We start from the raw sequence: 17,757 nt of genomic DNA, 5'->3' as shown, positions 1-17,757 counted from the left end.
TGCCTGTGGGACGCATCGGCCGTGTGTCCTGGACGCTGCGCGCAAAGGCCATTGTCCCGCGCCGGGGGTGAACGGACGATAAACAACGCGGCCGCAAGTGGCAATCAGGAGACTCGTAAACACGCGGGAGTGTATCGGCAGGCGGGTCAGCACAGCCCGGCACAGGCTCCTCGTGGAAATAGCTTCGCGCAAAGAGAAAGGCGCAACAGCAGGGCTGTTGCGCCTTCGTCGACACAAAAATGCGAGGAAGCCTAGATATCCAGGTTCTTCACATCGAGCGCATTCTCTTCGATGAACTTGCGTCTCGACTCCACGTCTTCACCCATCAGGGTCGAGAAAATCAGCTCCGTGGCCGTGATGTCTTCGAGCTTCACCGATAGCAGCGTGCGCCGTTCCGGATCCATCGTCGTCTCCCACAGCTGCGGCGCGGTCATCTCGCCGAGGCCCTTGTACCGCTGCACCTGGTACTCCTTGCGCCCCTGGTCGATCACGTACTCGAACAGTTCCGCGGGAGTGCGCTTGCTGACCGGCTCGTGCGAGGTGCGTCCGGCGCGCTTCGGCGCGGGACGTCCAGCTTCGACCTCACCGGTAGTTTCGGTGTCGGTGTCCTCCGGGTCGGGCTCGGGCGCTGCTGCGGCCTTGCCGGCGTACTCGACCGTGAACGGAGCCTGCAGTTGCTCGCGCAGCTGCGTGTACTTGGTCATCATCTGGCGGTACTCGGCGGTGGAGGCGAGCGTCCAGTCCAGCCGGCGCATCGCTCCCTGCGCATCCAGGTAGCTCACCGACCAGATCTGGTGCTCCTCGTCAAATGCCGGGGCGTGCACTGCCTTGAACTGGTACGTGGGCGCCATCGCTTCGAGCCCGGCGCGCAGTGCTTCCAGCTTTGCCGGGGGCTGGCCCGCCTCGGGCCCAACAAAGTCGGTCCGCTTGGTCATCTCCTGCTCGGACAGGAGTCGCACGACCGCTTCGTTGCGCAGGCGTTGATTTACCTTGTCGAAGTAGCCAATGTACTCGTTGAGCTGTCCCATGTAGCGGGTAAGCTCCGCGCCCTGCAGCTGGCCCTTGTTGGTGCCGTCCGGCTGCACGCCGTACTTCACCACCATGCCTTCGGAAGCACGCTTCACCATTACATCGACGAACTCGCGATCGTTCTTGATGTATTGCTCAAAACGGCCCTTCTTGATGCGGTAGAGCGGCGGCTGCGCGATATACACGTGTCCGCGCTTGATCAGCTCCTGCATATGGCGGAAGAAGAACGTCAGCAGCAGCGTGCGGATATGCGAACCGTCGACGTCAGCATCGGTCATCAGGATGATCTTGCCGTAGCGCAGCTTGGAGGGGTCGAAGTCGTCCTTGCCGATGCCGCAGCCGAGCGCGGTGATCATGGCACGGATTTCCTCGTGGCCCAGCATCTTGTCGTAGCGTGCCTTCTCCACATTGAGGATCTTGCCCTTGAGCGGGAGAATCGCCTGGAACTTGCGGTCGCGGCCCTGGCGGCTTGTGCCACCGGCGGACTCACCCTCGACCAGGTACAGTTCGCAGCGTTCCGGGTTGCGCTCCGAGCAGTCGGAAAGTTTGCCGGGCAGGCCGCCGCCGTCGAGCGCGCCCTTGCGGCGGGTCAGGTCGCGTGCCTTGCGGGCGGCTTCGCGTGCGCGGGATGCATCGATCGCCTTGTTGATGATCTTCTTGGCGACCTGCGGGTTCTGCTCCAGGAACATGCCAAGCTTCTCGTTGACCAGCGCCTGCACGGTGCCGGCAATGTCGGAGTTGAGCTTGCCCTTGGTCTGCCCTTCAAACTGCGGCTGCGGCAGCTTGACGCTGATCACCGCGACCAGCCCTTCGCGGACGTCGTCGCCCGAGAGGTTTTCCTTCATGTCCTTGAACAGGCCAAGCGACTGCCCGGCCGCGTTGACCGTGCGCGTCAGCCCGGTGCGGAACCCGGACAGATGTGAGCCACCGTCAGCCGTGTTGATGTTGTTGGCAAAGGTGAACACCGTCTCGGAGTAGGCATCGTTGTACTGGAGAGCGATCTCCATATCAACGCCATCGCGCAGGGCTTCCATCACGATCGGCTGCTCATGCAGCACGGCCTTGCCCTTGTTGATATGGCGGATGAACTCCGCGATGCCGCCGGCGTACTTGAACTCGGTGCGCTTGGCCTCGCCGGTCTTGGGGTCGAGCGTCCGCTCATCGGTGAGCGTGATCGTCAGGCCCTTGTTCAGGAAGGCGAGTTCGCGCAGACGCTGGGCCAGCGTGTCGTAGTTGTACTCGGTGAACGTGAAGATCGACTTGTCGGGCAGGAAGTGGACCTTGGTGCCCCGGCGCTTCGAGGTGCCCATCTTGCGCAGCTCGGAGATGGGCGCACCCTTGGAGTAATCCTGCTCGTAGGTGTGTCCGTCGCGCCAGATCTCCACGTCGAAGGCTTCCGACAGGGCGTTCACGCAGGAGACACCTACGCCATGCAGGCCGCCTGACACCTTATAGGTAGAGGCGTCGAACTTGCCGCCGGCATGCAGCTTGGTCAGCACGACCTGGACAGCAGGCATGCGCTCGCCATTGTCGAGCGTTTTGAGATCCACGGGGATGCCGCGGCCGTCATCAATCACGGTGATGGAGTTGTCGACGTGGATCAGAACATCCACGTGCTTGGCATAGCCGGCCAGCGCCTCGTCCACCGAGTTGTCCACCACTTCGTACACCAGGTGGTGCAGACCCTGCTCGCCGGTCGAGCCAATGTACATCGCCGGGCGGAGCCGTACTGCCTCAAGGCCTTCCAGGACCTTGATGTTGTCACTTGTGTAGCTGCCGTTCACGGACGGTCCGCCTGTCATCGCTTCGGGTGCAACGGTACGATCATTCAGAGACATGCAACTCCAGTGTGCGGGCAGGCGGCACAAGGCCGCAGGGCGGGAAACCATGCAGGAGGAGCACCCGTCATTGCCACGCGAATACCTTATGGTAGCATTCTGGCTTTTTGGGCTCCGTTACCGGATAGTGCCTTTGGTATGTACCTTGGGTAACCGCAAGATGGGACAAACAGGTAAAGATTGCTCACAAATGCTTGCGGGAAGGGTTTTTGGCGGCTACCTTGGCCCTACAGGCGAGTTTTCTCGATTTGAGAGGGCGGTGGCCTGCACATCTGCAACGCTTATGGAGTATTAATCAATGACAAACGCAATTCGGACTCTGAGCATGACGCTTGTCGCTGTTTCACTTTTCGCAGTCGCCACCAGCAGTTTTGCCGTTACCCCCACCAAGCCGGCTGCGCCGACCAGCGGTGACGGGGACACGCAGTCTTCGCAGATTCCTCCGGCCCACTGGGGCGGCACTCAGTAAACTTTACGCGTATGCTTATCCTCCGGCTGTCTGACAGGCGGAGACGGCATACCCTCATCGAGAAGAGACTATGAACCACCTCAGTTCCGCCATGGAAACGTTGACCAACACGGAACCATTCGCGTGGCTGCTCGTGCTCATCTCTCTTTATGTGGCAAGGGTACGCAGGAACTCCGTTCAGCGTACCCCCGCCACTGCAAAGTTGCGGTATGCGCCCATCGACGATCGCCCGCTGGCGGTATTCGTCGCATTGCGGCTGCTCATGAGCTTGAACTACCTGATCTGGAACGAGGCGAGTGATCGCGTCGGCTCCGCTTTCCAACATTTCCACCATATCTATACCGCTGTGTACTGGTCGCTGTACTTCATGGCCACCATCACGGCATTTTTCGTGATCTCGGCAATTCTTGCGAACAGCCTGGCAGCGCTGCCTGCACTTGCCTCTGCCGCAAAGCACGTGTTTCGCTGGGCGGCAGGCCTGGCGCTGGTGATCGCACTCAGCGCGCACCTTCCGATCTTCGGCATCCACAGCATGCAGCACTGGCTTGATGAGGTGGACGTCTCCTTCATGCTGTGTGTCTGCACGTTTGAGTTTTCGCTCATCTCCCTGCTGCTGACGCGGGTCAACCGCCTCGGCATGTGCCTGAGAAGCCGCTCCGTAGGTCTTGCGGCCGGTCTCACCATGATCGGCGCCATCGACTTTGTTGGCGCGGTCACGTTCAACGTGTCCGGCAGCGCCTCGATCATGCTCGCGACCCTGAACGAGGTCGGAACCTTCGTTGGACTTTCCATCTGGGTGTTCTACCTGGTCTTCCCCGAGCCGGCGCGCACGCCGCACACCCTGTCCCCAGCCTCCAAGCTGATGCGCTGGAACGAGATCGCGCAACAGTTCGGCACCGTGGGCCGGCAGCCCGAAAGCCTCCCCTTTATCTCGCGGGTTGAGGCCACCGTCGCCGACATTCTGGAGCGGCACGGAGTCGGCCGGGCAGGTTAGCAAAGTACCCGGGCGCCCTCCAGTTCCGACGCAAATACCTAGCCTCCACAGAATCAGCCCCAAAACAAAACCAGCGCCTAATGGGCGCTGGTTTTTGTAGCTGTAGTCACAAGCTTAGTCGGCGGCTACTTCTTCCGCTGCCAGTGGCTCAATGGCCACAAAGCGTCCACGCGCGCCACGATTGATGAAGCGAACATAGCCGTCCACCTTGGCGAACAGGGTGTCATCCTTGCCGATGCCGACGTTCAGGCCCGGCTTGTGCGGTGTCCCACGCTGGCGAATCAGGATCGATCCACCGCTCACGAGCTCGCCACCAAACTTCTTCACGCCGAGACGCTGTGCATTGGAGTCGCGGCCGTTTTTAGAGCTTCCTAATCCTTTTTTATGTGCCATGGTTGCTCTCCTTTATGCGGCGCTTAGGCCTGCGGTCCGTAGGTCTTGCCGTCCACGTGGATCTCGTTGATCTTTACCTGCGTGAATGCCTGGCGATGGCCCTGCATCTTCTTGTACTGCTTTTTCCGCTTGTAGTGGAAGACCAGGATCTTGTCGCCGCGGCCTTCGCCTACTACGGTTGCAAGGACCTTGGCGCCCTCGGCAGGCTTTGCCACAGAACCGGCCTCGCCGGAAAATGCAAGCACTTCGCCAAACTCAATCGCGCCATTTTCGTCGGCTGCGACCTTCTCAACCTTCACCACGTCGCCTGGAGCCACGCGATACTGCTTCCCACCGGTACGGATCACCGCGTACATACGCATTTCCTCTCGATCGCCGTCCCACGGGGTGCGCGGGATCGTCGTAAAAACCTATATAGAGCTGGCAGATGCAAACATGCCCTGACGTGCTTCCCGATACGGTAACTCCGTGACTCTGGAAGGCGTCGCGCCGCCTGGAAGATGACAAAACCACAGGCAGGTAGGCGAGCAGGAGGCAGAACCGCCGAACTTACTTAGTGTAGCGGTGAGCCGGTTCACGGTCAACTATTGCGGAGCTGTTTGCACGGCAGTCGTCCCTAGAGGAACGCGCAAGTCTCCCGGGCTACGTGCCCAGGCGGGGCGCTGCCCGGCGGAACCACCGTACCTCCCGGCTTTTCTCGGCTGACTGGAACAGGTACACCGCCAGCATAACAATCAGGGGCTCAAACGGGTGGCGAAACCGCGCATGCACCGTGACAAAGTAGTACAGCAGCGGCAGCAGCGCGAAGCACCAGGCAAACAGCCCAGCCGCCGGCACTTTGCGGCGCAGCGCAAGGACCAGCCCAAGTAGCCCGCAGATTGAGGCGAACTGGTAGTTCAGGTTGCGTCCATACTCCACCAGCGGCGCATCGTCCGAAGGGTGGGGCACCGAGAACCAGAAGAAGTACGCCCGGCGCACGCTCAGGTTCAGGAACCGCGGCCAGTCCGCGCGGATCACCGCCTTGGCTGCGTCGCCCCGCATCTTCACGTAGGCGACCTCGCCCATCTCCCGGTAGAGTCGGAGCTGCCCCGAGCTTTCGCCGGGATGGTTGTACTCCATGAGCAATCCGACCGCTCCCGGCCCATTGCCGAGGTAGAGCTCTGCGCCAAAGTTGCCGCGTAGCGGGACGAAGTGGTGAAACACGGTCCAGTTGCGCCAGCTCCAAGGTGCAATCAGGGCAAGACACAGCACCGCACCCAGCGTTGCGTTGCCCACCTGCCGAGGCCAGGCGGCGCCTGCACCGAACAGGATCCAAAGTCCCATGACTGGCAGCATGATGCACAGCTCGGGGTTGGAGAGCGCGATCATTCCCCAGAGCAGCCCGAACAACGCCCACCGTTTCGCCGTCTGGTGGAGGAGCGCGACCGACTCCGCCGGCTCGCCGATGCCGCGCATGCGCAGCGCCAGCACCAGCACACACGAGAACAGAAACGCCGAGAGCGTCATCTCCCAGATCCACTTGACCGCATACTGCATGGCCGCGGGGTACAGCGCCCAGAGCCACCCCGACCACCGCGCCACGCTCCCGTTCAGGCAGCGCGCCGCAATCTCCCACGTGGTGCGTACCATCAGCGCGTTGAGCACGCAGTTGATCGCGAGCAGCACCCAGGCCGACAGCTTGGTGTACACGCCGAACAGCTTGAAGGTGCCTGCAATCAGCAGCGGGTAGGCCGGGCACACCCAGGCGGTCGGCCCGGTGTGGCCATTGAACGGATCGCTGTAGCCATAGCCGGTAACCAGCGCGCGGGCGATCCGCGCCATCTCCCAGCCAAACTGGAAGTGGTCGCCATACGGGCGCACCCGCCAGGTGTGCGCCAGCGTCATGTACGCAAGGCGGACAAACAGAGCGATCCAGAACAGCGACCACGGGGCAGAGAAAGGGCCGGCCGGTCGATCAGGCCGTGCCTGCGACGTACCGGGAGCCGTGAACGGGTGAGTAGGGGCGGCCACAGGTGGATTGTACGTCGCACCCGACGTCGCAAAGCTGTCGTCGGCCAGCACTTCGCTCCAGCCGGTGGGACGCGACTCTGCCGCTGCAGGCCGCGCCCAACCAGCATCGGCGCGGCGCTAGCTGACGATGCGCGTTTCCAGGTCGATAGATACGACGTCGAACGGGGTGGCAGACGTGCCGGCCTGGTAGTACTCGATCCGCAGCGTCAGTGGATCGACCGTCACCCGGAGAAAGCCATAGTGGCTGTCGTCATAGTTCTCGAGCGTGAGCGTATCGTCCACCACCAAAGGCACCCGGATCGCCATGCCCTTGATCTTTCGGATCGCGTCCAGCGCGTGTCCGCCGTTGCCCGCGACCATGTAGAGAGCGTTGGTCGCGCCCGCGGTCCCGGGGTTGAGCGTCCGGGTGAACCGCTGGTAGTTGTGTGCGTGACCGGAGAAGACCGCGTGTGGCTAGAAGCCGGCTGCCGCCGCAGCCGCGTCCAGATCCTGCAACATGCGCGGCGAGCCGCCATGGGTGGTGCCCGCGGTATACGGCGGATGATGCACCGCGATCATCACAGCGCCCGCAAACTTCTCAGCCTTGCAGCGGGCGAGCGCGGCCTGGAGGTAAGTGAGTTGCGAGTCGTCCAGGGTGGGTCGCGTGCCGCCCTCGGTGGAGAGTACGCCCGGGTCTTCCAGCCCATTGCTGTACACCGCGAGGACTCGCACGAACGGGGCCTCGAACGTATAGAAGACGCCCGGCTGCACCATGGCGGTGCGGATCAGCCCGCCTGCCTCCGGAGTGACGACCGGGGTTGCGGCGCAGAAGTTGCGCAGGTAGGCATCGAGGGTGGGCGCAGGGTCGCCGGTGTAAATCGGGCCGTCGTGGTTGCCGGCCAGCCCCAGGATCGGACCCTGGTAGCTGCGCCACGGCTCGTAGAACTGGTCGTAGTAGTACTGAGCCTCGCCAAAGCTGTAGACCACGTCGCCTAAGTGGAACAGAAAGGCCGGCGCTGCCCCGGCAGGAGAATTCGCCAGGTCTGCCTGCGCTGCATCCGCAACCAGCGACTCCGTCTCAGGCGACTTGACGCTGCCGCTGTCGCCCACGCTGTGAAACACAATCTGCCCGGCCTTGGTGATCGCGGCAGTTTTTGCGGCGCCAAGGGTCGGACCCCAGATCTCGGCCAGGGTCAGTACCGGCTCCTCGCCGCCGCGTGGCGCGGGAAATGGTTCCACCAGCTTGGTGTTGACCTTGGCGTAGAGCGGGTCGTCGGACGGATGCGGCACTTTGAATCCGGTTGCATCCGGCCCGGGCTGGGGCTGCCCGAACGCGGGAGCGTCACTGGTCTGCGGCTTGGTTGGCTTGGCACTCTTCTTTGCTGGCTGTTTTGCATGCTCTTCGGACACCGGGGCGCACCTCGCAGCGGCAGCTTACACCTGGTGCTGCGCAGCGATGATGAACAGTTGGCCGTATAACCCCTCGCAGAGCGGCGCCGGGACTGCCAACTCATTCACGCGAACGTAACACGCACTCTTGCCGCGGCCGCAATGCCGTGCGATGGTTTGAAACACGAACGATGCACGGTACGTCCCAGCTGCTTTGATGAAGGAGGCTCTTTCGCCATGATTTCTCCGACCCATCCACTGCGCCGCATCTTCCACGATCTCGTCCGCGAATGCTTTCGTGACGCCCTGCCCCGGGGCGACCAGGAAATCGGGACCTACGTCGCTGACCTCCTCACCGAGTTCTCTTCCACGGACAAGCTTTACCCTGTAGTCGATGCGGAAGGCCGCCCGGTCCGCGATATCGAGGCGCTGCTACTGGCCTCCGATCCAGTCCATGGCACGGCCGAGTCGTTTGACGCGGAGCGACGCCTGCGCAAACACATTGGTGACTACCTGCTGTTCTCCGCCGGGATGGCGCCCCGCCATGCCTCGACGCCCGAGCGGCTCAACGCCATGGTGCGTGCCGGGCAGGAGAGTTACTGGGTCGTTTCGCAGTTCAACCTGTTTGAGTACGAGCGGGAAGCACCCCTGTTCGCCCGCCTCAGCACGACCTTTGAGCCCTGCGTGCACGGGCTGCGCGAGGTGTACGCCCGTCTGCAGCGCAACGAGCCGCGCCTGCTGATGTAAGCGGTTCCCGCCCACAATGCAGCCATAACGTAGCGATGCCCGGGACTCAGCGCCCGGGCATCGTTGTCTCGGCCAGGTGTTTCGAGTTACAGGATGTAGCGGCTCAGATCCTGGTCCTTGACGATGCTTGCCACCATCTGCCGCACATATTCCGGATCGATGGTGACGACCCGCTCGTGGCCGGTCGCGATCTCGCGATCGATCACCGGCAGCGGCGTGGTGGAGGCGCCATCCGTCGCAGCCACGGACAGGTCGAAAACCCCTGCTGCATTGCGGGGTGCCTTCAACAGGTCCGGCGCCAGGAAGGAGATTTCGTCCAGCACGCGCTCCATGATGGTGTGCAGACGCCGCGCACCGATGTTCTCGGTCTGCTCGTTGACGCGGAAAGCAAACTCGGCCATCTCGTGGATCGCTTCCGGCGTGAACTCGAGCTTAAGTCCTTCTGTTTCGAGCATGGCAATCGATTGCTTGCACAGCGAGGCCTTGGGTTCGGTCAGGATGCGCACAAAATCATCCACGGTGAGCGAGTGCAGCTCGACCCGGACAGGGAAGCGACCCTGCAGCTCCGGGATCAGGTCGCTCGGCTTGGTGACGTGAAAGGCGCCGGCAGCAATGAACAGGATGTAGTCGGTGCGCACCATGCCGTAGCGGGTGCTGACCGTGGTGCCTTCGACGATGGGCAGGATGTCGCGTTGTACGCCTTCGCGCGAAATGTCGGGCCCATGTCCGCCTTCGCGGCCGGCGATCTTGTCGATCTCGTCGAGGAAGACGATGCCCGAGGTCTCGACCCGCTCGACCGCGGTGCGCTGCACCTGGTCCATATCGATGAGGCGGCCTTCTTCCTCCTGCACGAGGTAGTCGAACGCTTCTGCGACCTTCATCTTGCGCTTTTTGGTGCGCGGGCCGAACAACTGTGGCAGAACGTCCTTGAGGTTCATATCGGACTCGTCCTGCGCGTTGTTGGTGACAATTTCAATCTGCGGCTCGCGACGCTCGCGTACGTCGATCTCCACCAGGCGGTCGTCCAGCTTGCCTTCGCGAAACTGGTCGCGTAGCTTGTCGCGGGAACGCGTATACGCGGCCGTGTCCGTATCGGCGGCAGCCGGAGAGGCTGCGGCGCTGATCGCCTCGCTGGCCCCGCTCGCGCCCGAGTTGCCGTTCTTGTTCTCGTCAGGAGCGCTCATCACGGCGACCTCGGCTGCGGGCGCCAGTGGCGGCAGCAGCAGGTCGAGCAGGCGATCCTCGGCGTTCAACTCGGCCTTGTCTTCAATATCCTCGAGCTTCTCGTCGCGCACCATATCGATGGCGTTTTCCACCAGGTCGCGGATGATGGACTCGACGTCGCGGCCCACGTAGCCGACTTCGGTGAACTTGGAGGCTTCCACTTTCAGGAACGGCGAGTTGGTGAGCTTGGCCAGGCGGCGGGCGATCTCGGTCTTGCCGACGCCCGTGGGCCCGATCATGATGATGTTTTTGGGCATGATCTCGTCCGCGATCTCCGGAGCGAGCTTTTGCCGACGCATGCGGTTGCGCAGTGCCAGCGCCACAGCGCGCTTGGCGGCGCGCTGCCCCACCACATACTTGTCGAGTTCGGTGACGATCTCGCGCGGAGTAAGGTCCTCCAGCGCAAGCTCCTGGTCGTCCGCGGTACCGGGTAAATAGATGGCCATGGGTCCCTTGCAAGCCTCGTACAAATGCTGGAAGAACGGTTACCTGGTTTCGGGTGCCTGCGCGGTCAGCTCTTCCACCAGGATGGTGTCATTGGTGTATATGCAGATCTTGCCGGCAATGCGCAGCGATTTCTCGGCGATGTCGCGCGCGGGCAGGTCCGTGTTGTCAAACAGGGCGCTTGCGGCAGCCAGCGCGTAGGAGCCGCCGGAACCGATCGCCGCGATCCCCTCGTCCGGTTCGATCACATCGCCCGAGCCCGAGATCAGGAAGCTCTGCTGCGGGTCGGCCACGATCAGCAGCGCTTCAAGGTTGCGCAGCATCTTGTCGGTGCGCCAGTCCTTGGCGAGCTCAACCGCTGCCCGCCCGATATTGCCGGCGTACTGCTCGAGTTTGCCCTCAAAGCGGCTGAACAGGGAGAACGCGTCTGCTGTGGAGCCTGCAAAGCCGGCCAGTACCTTGTCCTGGTACAGCCGGCGGATCTTGCGGGCGGAGTGCTTGAGCACAGCATCGCCCAGAGTTACCTGACCGTCCGCGGCCATGACCACTGAGTCGCCGCGCCGGACACAGACCACCGTTGTACTGCGGATACGACGCCCACCTGCCAGAGAGAAATCATTGGGCTGAACGGGTGCTGCGGTGGGAGATTTGTCCATAGGGAATCTTTCAAGTATAGCGTAGAGCGCTTGTCAAACAGGCGGGCCCGGTTGCGCGGTATAGCCACGGTACTCGCGGCACCTTCCGCGCTACCGCAAAGATTGCGCGCTTGGGGTATCCTTCACCTATCCCGGCACACGACGTGCCCTTTTCGAAGCGAGTACGGCGATGAGTGGGCTTACCTTGCGCGATCACCAGGTACTGACGACGATGGCTGCAACGGTCGCTTGCCTTGGAGCCGCAGCCTGGTACATGGCTACGCGCAAGCACACCTCCGAAGAAGAGCTGGAGCGTATCCGTCGCCAGGACCTGGTGCTGGGCGGCCGCATCATCGATGGCACTGTTCTGGATGTGACCGAACTGGACGCCTACGATGCCAAGCGGGCCGAAGGCATGCAGTTGATCCTGTACAAGTACGAGATTGCTGGCGTCTCGTATGAGTGTTCCCAGGACATCACGTTTTTGAAGGACCTGATCAACATCGCGGATATCCGAGTGGGCTTTCCCTGCTCTGTCCGCTATGACACACGGCAGCCGGAAAACAGCATCGTGATCGCCGAGAACTGGATCGGTTTGCGAGACACCGCCAACTCCGTGCCGGTGCGTCGATCCAGTCCGCGCCGCCGCTGGTCCGCGCCCGTCTCCTGAAAGCTGCACCCGCCCCGCGCACAAGCGTCACCCACAAGTGTTCAACGCGTGGTAGGCGCCGTGGCAGCCAACGCCGTCTCCGCATAAACTAGGAGGTGGATGCATACCCACGGCTCACCCACGGGCAAGACGCAGGCGGTGCTGCAGGTTTCGCTTGCGGCCACCTTGATCTATGTTGCGGTGTGCTTCTTTGTGGGTCTGCACGCGCACTCGCTGTCCCTGCTTTCCGAGGCGGGGCACAATATCTCGGACGCGGCGGCACTGCTGCTTTCGTTTGTGGCCGTGTGGCTGAACGCGCGCCCCGCCAACGATGCGAAGACATTCGGCTACCAGCGCGCCGGCGTGCTGGCAGCATTCTTTAACGCACTCGCGCTGGTGGCTGTTTCCACCTGGATCGCGATCGAAGCGCTGGGCCGGCTGGGGCACCCTGAAGCGGTCGCCTCCACCCCCATGATGCTGGTCGCCGCGGCCGGCGTGTTGATGAACGGCCTGATCGCCACGATGCTCTGGCGGGTAGGGCGCAGCGGCGGCGGCTCCGATGTGAACCTGCGTTCGGTGTTTATTCACATGCTGGGCGATACCCTGTCGACCGCGGCCGTGATTGTTGGTGGACTGGTCATCCGGCTGACACACCTCAACTGGATTGACCCAGCGCTTTCGCTTGCCATCGCTGCCCTGATCCTGTGGTCCTCCATCTCGATCGCTCGCGAGACCCTCAATATCCTGCTCGAGGGCACGCCTGAGGGCATCGCGCTGCCGGCCATCCGCGCCGCGCTGACCGGCATTGAAGGCGTCGAGGATGTGCACGACCTGCATGTGTGGTCCCTGGGGTCACAGACGCATGCGCTTGCCACGCACATCCGCATCGCGGATATCCCGCCGTCTGAAAGCAACATTATCCTGGACCGCGTGAAGTCAGCGCTGCGCGATCGCTTTCAGATTCTGCACACTACGATCCAGTTCGAAAACTGTGACTGCGTGACGGAGCACGGCTGTGTGATGGCACAGGAAGAGGCGCTAGCGCATGCAGCACATCCGGGTCACCATCATGGACATGACCATCATGGTCATGCGCACTAGCCGGCAGCGGTAAGCTTTCGCCGATCGTTTTCACAATGCCCTGTCCGAATGCCGGCCAGTTCAGATGCTGGCGGAAGTTCCTGCGGCCAGCCAGCGCCATTCGCACATACTCGTCGCGGCCATTGGCCAGCAGGTCCAGGATGCGTTGCACATAGGCTTCCGCACCCGCTTCTATTGGCAGTACCAGGCCTGTTTCGCCATCGAGAATGACGGAGGGCACCGCGCCCACAGCGCGCGAGATGGGCGGTACGCCAAATGCCTGCGCTTCCGCAAACACCAGTCCAAAACACTCGGCGCTGGTGGGTACCAGGAGGAAGTGCGACTCGCACAACAGCTTCCGGAGCAGGGCAGACTCAGTCGGGTCGCTGCGACGAAGCAGGCCATACACCTGGATGAACGCCTCGTCTCCTGGCTGCAGCTCGGGATTGGCACCGACAATGTGCAGTTTCACGTCGCCCACGCGGCCGGATGCACGCAGCTGCCGCGCGATCTCAATCACCATGGGTCCGGATTTGCGCTTCCACTCTTTGCCGATATAGAGGATGTCGACGCGGTTGCGCGGACGTGCCAGGATGGTTGCTTCGATCTCTGACTCGCTCTCCGTCGGGATCCAGGATGCGCCCATGGATTGCACATGCACCCGCTCGGGCGGCAGCTCAAAGCGTCGAATGGCATCCTGCCGTGCCCACTCGGTGGCGTAAATCGCGCCCGTGCAGCGTCGGATGGCGGCCCGCTCGCGCGCGGCATAGCGTGCGGTGCCCACGGGGTAGGGCCAGAAATCCTTGTAGAGCTCGAGAAAGAGCATCCACGGGGTGTCCGAGTAAGAGAACACGGGGATCGCCGGGCCCTTGTAGTACTCGTGCAGGTAGACCAGGCACTGCGAAGAAATGCAGAGCAGTGCTTCCGGCCGATGTTGCTCGATCGCCTTGGCGGTGCGCTGCGCAAAGTCGTGCAGCGCCGGCGTGCTCATCCAGAGGGGATACCGCGGCTCGTTGTTGGGAAAGCGCCCCAGCGCAAGCCGTACCGCTGCATGCACAGGGTGCTTCTTCACCGGCAGGTTATCCACGATCGTGAGTCGCTCCACGGCGTTGGAAAGCGCCTCGCTGATTTCAATCGCGGAGCCGCTCCAGGCCATGGGATCAGCAGTATTTTCAACTGTTGCAAGCATCAGGTGGTGCAGTTTGGAAGCCAAATTGGACCTGTCGATCCGCCCTAAAAATGCTGGCGTTTATGGTGAGGCAGGCCGGTTATATCACTCGCCGGAGGGCTAAATCATCAAACGAAAACCCTATATTTGTTGCTTTCAGTGACTTAGGTACGAGAAGGCAACGGCTCGGATGGCTCCACCGGGCGGTCCGGCTGCTCGTTGTAGATCGTCTCCACGCGCGCGAGTGTATCGATCTCGCTCAACGGCTTATCGGTGCGAATACGAAGGATGCGCGGGAAGCGAAGAGCAAAGCCGCTGGCGTGCCGGTTCGAGCGCGTGATGTTGTTGAACGCCACCTCGAAAATGGTGTCCGGCTCGACCGTTCGAAACGAACCGAACTCCTCGAGGGTGATTCCGTGAAAGTGCGCGGACAGCGCATGCATTTCAGCATCGGTCACACCGGAGTAAGCCTTGCCGACATTCAGAAGCGGCCCCGGCTCGCCGTCGGCATCAGGCGCTCCTCGAACGGCGAAGGTGTAGTCGCTGAGGTAGCCTGCCCGGCGACCCGTGCCGAACTCCGCGCCCGTCACGACCACGTCGAGTGTGGCCAGTTCGCGCTTGAGCTTGAGCCATGCCAGGCCGCGCCGTCCGGGCTGGTACAGGCTGTGGCTTGCCTTGAGCATGACGCCTTCGTTGCCGCGCGCGCGTGCTTCTCCGTAGGCGCGGTCCAGCTGCTCGGCATCCCTGAGCAGGATGGCCGGGGCCAGCAGCAGCCGAGGAAAATGTGCCTGCTGCGGTTGCTCATCGGCGAACAGCATACCCTGCCGGGAGCGCTCGGCAGCTCGTCCATCGGAGGACGGCCCATGTTCAGCAAGGTACCGTTCCAGGCGGGCCCGTCGTGCCGAGAGTGGTTGATCGAGCAGCAGGCGTCCGTCGGCGTACAGAATGTCGAAGGCCATAAACACGACCGGCCGCGTGCGACGAAGCTCGGCGGAAACCTGCTTGCGCCCGAGCCGTTGCTGCAGGGCAGAGAAGGGCAATGCGCGTCCATCCTGGCTGTCCGGCCCGGATGGCGCTTCCAGGCCTGCGTCGAGGGGAGGCTCATTCGGGAGCGCCTCGGGCGCGGGGCTCCAGGCCAGGATCTCGCCATCCAGGATCACGGTCTCCTCCAGCGCGGCGAATGCCTCGATCAGCTCCGGAAAGGCTGCGCTGAGGTCCTCACGATTGCGCGAGAACAGGCCCACGCGTCCCCTCTCGCGCGGATCGCCTGCGTGGAGCTGGGCACGCATGCCGTCGTACTTGTCTTCAAGCTGCGCCTCGCGCAGCAACTGCTCAGGTGAGGTGTCGGCGGCCAACGCGGCGTCGACCTGCGCGTCGCTCTCGCTTGTTGCGCCACTCGCTTCGGACTCTGCTCGATCAGAAGCAGGTTCCGCCCGGTGCTCGGCGGTGACCTCTTCGGCAAAGCGGCTTACGGCTTCTTCCACACTGTCGACCGGGCTTGCCAGCATAAAGCCCAGCGGGTGAAAGAGGCGCATGGCTGCCTCCTGCAACGTGCCGGCTGCGGCCCGCTGCACCACTTCCGGGAGGCTGCCGAGCAGCATCCCGGCGTGCCGTACGGCTGCCACCTCCTGGTTGAAAGCGGCGGCAATGGCTTCCTCGACCAGGCTCTGCTTGACTCCGATGCGCATGTCTCCCGAGATGAGCTTGCAGAGGTACTTGCACTCCGCGGCGGAGCAGCGCGCGAGCATCCGCTCGAGCAGGCGCAGCTTGGCAGCCGGGCCGCGCGCCACCGCCACCTCGCCCAGCATGGCTTCCAGGTCACCCAGGGTTGGAGCGGGCGGCTCGGGGGGCTCGGGACGGTGCGTCGCCACCAGGTCGGCTGCGGCCGCGCCGATGTCGCCGTGGCGGCGGAAGGCCGCGGTCAGCGCCGTGGCATCGGCCCCGGTTCGCAGCGCAACAGCTTTGCTCAGCAGGGAGCCGCCCATGTTCAGGTTGCGGCGATCCACCTCCGCAAACGGCTGCCCTGCGACGTACAGGGCGGCTCGCGCGGCATCCCCCAGCGGCAGGGTGACGAGGTATGCGGCAAGGATGGCGCGCTTCTCAAGCTTCCTGGTGGTCGCGGCCAGCGCATCGCAGGCAAGCGCCCACCGGGCCAGTGCATCCGGAGCCATGCTTGCCAGTGCCGCGCTGGCGGCAGGGTCGTCGCCAATGGATGGCGTGGTTTCGAGAACACTTTCTGTACTGGACGCAGGTGCTTCAGGGTGCAAGGCTTGCTCCATCTCCGCCGATTCTTGCTGGTTTGTCATCCTGCACTCCTGGCCAGGGCGGCATACTCGCTCTGGTCCAGCTTGAATAGATGCGCCGGATGCTCTGCCATGCGCTCGGGGCGGTAGCGAGGTTGGGCGCCGTAGCGGTCGCTGGTGCGCCCCAGAACCTGCTGCGACCGGCTGCTGACTGGCTGCGCGAAAACTGCTTTGGTAAGCTATACACATGCGCACGCCTCGGCCTTTTGGCGCCCTTCTCTAGCGGTTCCTGCCGCCCGCGCCCCTGTGTCCGCATTCCTATCTGATCTATCTATCCGTTTATGCTTGCAGCCACATTGCAAGCCGCACCCTTGAGGGGTTCTCACTATGTTCGAACGTCTGGAACAAATCGTCGCTCGTTACGAGGAGTTGGGGCAGCAGCTCGCCGAGCCCGAAATCACGAGCGACCAGCAGCGCTACCAGAAAGTCGCAAAGCAGCACCGCGACCTGGAGCCGCTGGTCGACGGCTATCACCAGTACCGCGCCATCGTCGACGGCATCGCCGAAGCCAAGGCCATGTTGACCGAAGACGACGCCGAGATGCGCGCCATGGCCGAGGAAGAACTCGCGCAGCTCGAAGAGCGGCTGCCTGCCGTGGAAGAAGCGCTCAAGGTGTTGCTGCTGCCCAAGGATCCCAACGACGAGAAGAACGTCGTCGTGGAGATTCGCGCAGCCACCGGAGGCGATGAGGCTTCCCTGTTTGCCGCTGAGGTATACCGCATGTACACGCGGTTTGCCGAACTGCATCGCTGGAAGGTCGAGATCCTGACCAGCTCGGAAAGCTCGGTAGGCGGCCTCAAGGAAGTCTCGTTCCTGATCGAGGGCAACGGCGTGTACTCGCAGCTGAAATACGAGAGCGGCGTGCACCGCGTACAGCGCGTACCGGCGACTGAAACCCAGGGTCGCGTGCACACCTCCGCGATCACCGTGGCGGTTCTGCCCGAGGCCGAAGAGGTCGACATCAAGATCGAGCAGAAAGATCTCCGCATCGATACTTTCTGTTCCTCCGGCCCGGGTGGCCAGTCGGTGAACACGACGTACTCCGCGATCCGCATCACGCACCTGCCCACCAACACCGTGGTGAGCTGCCAGGACGAGAAGTCGCAGATCAAGAACCGTGAGAAAGCAATGCGCGTCCTGCGTTCGCGCCTGTACGACGTGGAGCAGGAACGCCTGCATCAGATCGAAGCCGCGCAGCGTAAGTCACAGGTCGGCACGGGTGATCGAAGCGAGAAGATTCGCACGTATAACTTCCCGCAGAACCGTCTTACCGACCATCGCATCGGCCTTACGCTGCACCAGCTTGCCGAGGTAATGGAAGGCAGGATGCAGCCGGTGATCGATGCCGTGATCTCTCACTTTAACGCGGAGCGTTTGAAGGGTGAAGCCGAGGCGGCGTAAGCCGC

Annotated in this window: 15 protein-coding genes and 1 pseudogene; 6 read left to right on the top strand and 10 right to left on the bottom strand. The window is 62.8% G+C overall.

Annotation, left to right across the window (positions count from 1 at the left end; all coding sequences use genetic code 11):
* Nucleotides 1–251: 251 nt before the first annotated feature.
* Nucleotides 252–2,867 carry a DNA topoisomerase (ATP-hydrolyzing) subunit B gene (gene gyrB, locus D1Y84_RS06565; protein WP_124847802.1) on the bottom strand — a complete coding sequence of 872 codons (2,616 nt, stop codon included), beginning with the start codon at nucleotides 2,865–2,867 and terminating at the stop codon, nucleotides 252–254.
* A 298-nt stretch (nucleotides 2,868–3,165) separates the two neighbouring features.
* On the opposite strand from gyrB, the gene D1Y84_RS17890 reads away from it, so the two are divergent.
* Complete coding sequence (locus tag D1Y84_RS17890; protein WP_158615352.1) at nucleotides 3,166–3,336, top strand: hypothetical protein; 171 nt, start codon at nucleotides 3,166–3,168, stop codon at nucleotides 3,334–3,336.
* Nucleotides 3,337–3,406: 70 nt separating this feature from the next.
* Nucleotides 3,407–4,330 carry a hypothetical protein gene (locus D1Y84_RS06560; RefSeq protein ID WP_124847801.1) on the top strand — a complete coding sequence of 308 codons (924 nt, stop codon included), beginning with the start codon at nucleotides 3,407–3,409 and terminating at the stop codon, nucleotides 4,328–4,330.
* Nucleotides 4,331–4,444: 114 nt separating this feature from the next.
* Here the strand turns inward: D1Y84_RS06560 and rpmA are convergent, their stop codons facing one another.
* The 5 genes from rpmA to D1Y84_RS06535 form a co-directional block, all read right to left on the bottom strand.
* Entirely contained in the window at nucleotides 4,445–4,723 is a 279-nt protein-coding gene (gene rpmA / locus D1Y84_RS06555; RefSeq protein WP_124847800.1) for a 50S ribosomal protein L27, read from the bottom strand.
* Nucleotides 4,724–4,746: 23 nt separating this feature from the next.
* Complete coding sequence (gene rplU, locus D1Y84_RS06550) at nucleotides 4,747–5,079, bottom strand: 50S ribosomal protein L21 (RefSeq protein WP_124847799.1); 333 nt, start codon at nucleotides 5,077–5,079, stop codon at nucleotides 4,747–4,749.
* 286 nt (nucleotides 5,080–5,365) lie between these two features.
* Entirely contained in the window at nucleotides 5,366–6,784 is a 1,419-nt protein-coding gene (locus D1Y84_RS06545; protein WP_233581197.1) for a glycosyltransferase family 39 protein, read from the bottom strand.
* 66 nt (nucleotides 6,785–6,850) lie between these two features.
* Nucleotides 6,851–7,093, bottom strand: a complete 243-nt coding sequence (locus D1Y84_RS06540) for a hypothetical protein (RefSeq protein ID WP_124847798.1) — start codon at nucleotides 7,091–7,093, stop codon at nucleotides 6,851–6,853.
* Between the two features lie 93 nt (nucleotides 7,094–7,186).
* The gene (locus D1Y84_RS06535; RefSeq protein WP_124847797.1) at nucleotides 7,187–8,122 is read right to left on the bottom strand and encodes a metallophosphoesterase; all 936 of its coding nucleotides are present in this window, start codon (nucleotides 8,120–8,122) and stop codon (nucleotides 7,187–7,189) included.
* Nucleotides 8,123–8,338: 216 nt separating this feature from the next.
* Between D1Y84_RS06535 and D1Y84_RS06530 the strand changes: the two genes are divergently transcribed.
* Nucleotides 8,339–8,848, top strand: coding sequence for a hypothetical protein (locus D1Y84_RS06530; protein WP_124847796.1), 510 nt, complete (start codon nucleotides 8,339–8,341; stop codon nucleotides 8,846–8,848).
* Between the two features lie 86 nt (nucleotides 8,849–8,934).
* On the opposite strand, the gene hslU is transcribed toward D1Y84_RS06530, so the two are convergent.
* On the bottom strand, nucleotides 8,935–10,518 hold the full coding sequence (gene hslU, locus D1Y84_RS06525; protein WP_124847795.1) for an ATP-dependent protease ATPase subunit HslU: 1,584 nt from the start codon (nucleotides 10,516–10,518) through the stop codon (nucleotides 8,935–8,937).
* A 39-nt stretch (nucleotides 10,519–10,557) separates the two neighbouring features.
* Entirely contained in the window at nucleotides 10,558–11,172 is a 615-nt protein-coding gene (gene hslV, locus D1Y84_RS06520; protein ID WP_124847794.1) for an ATP-dependent protease subunit HslV, read from the bottom strand.
* Between the two features lie 169 nt (nucleotides 11,173–11,341).
* On the opposite strand from hslV, the gene D1Y84_RS06515 reads away from it, so the two are divergent.
* Together D1Y84_RS06515 and D1Y84_RS06510 are read left to right on the top strand one after the other, a co-directional pair.
* Nucleotides 11,342–11,821 carry a hypothetical protein gene (locus tag D1Y84_RS06515; RefSeq protein WP_124847793.1) on the top strand — a complete coding sequence of 160 codons (480 nt, stop codon included), beginning with the start codon at nucleotides 11,342–11,344 and terminating at the stop codon, nucleotides 11,819–11,821.
* A gap of 99 nt (nucleotides 11,822–11,920) precedes the next feature.
* On the top strand, nucleotides 11,921–12,901 hold the full coding sequence (locus D1Y84_RS06510; protein WP_124847792.1) for a cation diffusion facilitator family transporter: 981 nt from the start codon (nucleotides 11,921–11,923) through the stop codon (nucleotides 12,899–12,901).
* Nucleotides 12,902–12,995: 94 nt separating this feature from the next.
* Here D1Y84_RS06510 and D1Y84_RS18390 read toward each other — a convergent pair.
* Nucleotides 12,996–13,526: pseudogene (locus tag D1Y84_RS18390) on the bottom strand (glycosyltransferase family 4 protein); the annotation flags it as partial.
* Between the two features lie 686 nt (nucleotides 13,527–14,212).
* Complete coding sequence (locus D1Y84_RS06500; protein WP_233581195.1) at nucleotides 14,213–16,354, bottom strand: ATP-dependent DNA ligase; 2,142 nt, start codon at nucleotides 16,352–16,354, stop codon at nucleotides 14,213–14,215.
* 324 nt (nucleotides 16,355–16,678) lie between these two features.
* On the opposite strand from D1Y84_RS06500, the gene prfA reads away from it, so the two are divergent.
* Entirely contained in the window at nucleotides 16,679–17,752 is a 1,074-nt protein-coding gene (prfA, locus tag D1Y84_RS06495; RefSeq protein ID WP_124847790.1) for a peptide chain release factor 1, read from the top strand.
* Nucleotides 17,753–17,757: the final 5 nt, after the last annotated feature.

Origin of the sequence: Acidipila sp. EB88 (assembly GCF_003858395.1) — a bacterium.
GTDB lineage: Bacteria > Acidobacteriota > Terriglobia > Terriglobales > Acidobacteriaceae > EB88.
The sequence above is the reverse complement of the archived record's forward strand: the minus strand, read 5'-3'. Positions and strand labels throughout refer to the sequence as shown.

Bases quoted from the DNA above. Each gene is read 5' to 3' on its own strand.
- gyrB (WP_124847802.1), bottom strand. From the start codon at position 2,867: ATGTCTCTGAATGATCGTACCGTTGCACCCGAAGCGATGACAGGCGGA.
- D1Y84_RS17890 (WP_158615352.1), top strand. From the start codon at position 3,166: ATGACAAACGCAATTCGGACTCTGAGCATGACGCTTGTCGCTGTTTCA.
- D1Y84_RS06560 (WP_124847801.1), top strand. From the start codon at position 3,407: ATGAACCACCTCAGTTCCGCCATGGAAACGTTGACCAACACGGAACCA.
- rpmA (WP_124847800.1), bottom strand. From the start codon at position 4,723: ATGGCACATAAAAAAGGATTAGGAAGCTCTAAAAACGGCCGCGACTCC.
- rplU (WP_124847799.1), bottom strand. From the start codon at position 5,079: ATGTACGCGGTGATCCGTACCGGTGGGAAGCAGTATCGCGTGGCTCCA.
- D1Y84_RS06540 (WP_124847798.1), bottom strand. From the start codon at position 7,093: ATGGTCGCGGGCAACGGCGGACACGCGCTGGACGCGATCCGAAAGATC.
- D1Y84_RS06530 (WP_124847796.1), top strand. From the start codon at position 8,339: ATGATTTCTCCGACCCATCCACTGCGCCGCATCTTCCACGATCTCGTC.
- hslU (WP_124847795.1), bottom strand. From the start codon at position 10,518: ATGGCCATCTATTTACCCGGTACCGCGGACGACCAGGAGCTTGCGCTG.
- hslV (WP_124847794.1), bottom strand. From the start codon at position 11,172: ATGGACAAATCTCCCACCGCAGCACCCGTTCAGCCCAATGATTTCTCT.
- D1Y84_RS06515 (WP_124847793.1), top strand. From the start codon at position 11,342: ATGAGTGGGCTTACCTTGCGCGATCACCAGGTACTGACGACGATGGCT.
- D1Y84_RS06510 (WP_124847792.1), top strand. From the start codon at position 11,921: ATGCATACCCACGGCTCACCCACGGGCAAGACGCAGGCGGTGCTGCAG.
- D1Y84_RS06500 (WP_233581195.1), bottom strand. From the start codon at position 16,354: ATGACAAACCAGCAAGAATCGGCGGAGATGGAGCAAGCCTTGCACCCT.
- prfA (WP_124847790.1), top strand. From the start codon at position 16,679: ATGTTCGAACGTCTGGAACAAATCGTCGCTCGTTACGAGGAGTTGGGG.